Source organism: Pseudoalteromonas sp. SG45-2 (assembly GCF_014164115.1).
GTDB lineage: Bacteria > Pseudomonadota > Gammaproteobacteria > Enterobacterales > Alteromonadaceae > Pseudoalteromonas > Pseudoalteromonas distincta.
The window spans coordinates 1-319 of the sequence record NZ_JACJEO010000076.1 but is presented as its reverse complement, the minus strand read 5'-3'; the positions used below and the strand labels follow the sequence as shown (position 1 = coordinate 319).

The 319-nt window shown below is 39.5% G+C and carries 1 rRNA gene; it reads right to left on the bottom strand.

Annotation, left to right across the window (positions count from 1 at the left end):
* Positions 1-108, bottom strand: a 5S ribosomal RNA gene (gene rrf, locus H5116_RS20170); the annotation flags it as partial.
* Between the last annotated feature and the right edge of the window lie 211 nt (positions 109-319).

The following is a 319-nucleotide window of genomic DNA, read 5'->3' as shown; positions in this document are numbered from 1 at the left end:
AATGTCCTACTTTCACATAGCAAATGCTACACTATCATCGGCGCTGTTTCGTTTCACTACTGAGTTCGGCATGGAGTCAGGTGGGTCCAAAACGCTATTGTCACCAAGCAAATTTGGGCGTTAATCCGTATTTCTACGCACTAACTTAATTTGGAAAATATCTGATAATATTTTTTAAGTCTTTCTAAGTAATGTCTACTTTAGTCATATTAACTTCTGTCAAACTGTCGCATAAAACGCGTTTGGCGTTGTATGGTTAAGCCTCACGGGTAATTAGTACAAGTTAGCTTAATGGCTCACACCACTTCCACATCTTGCC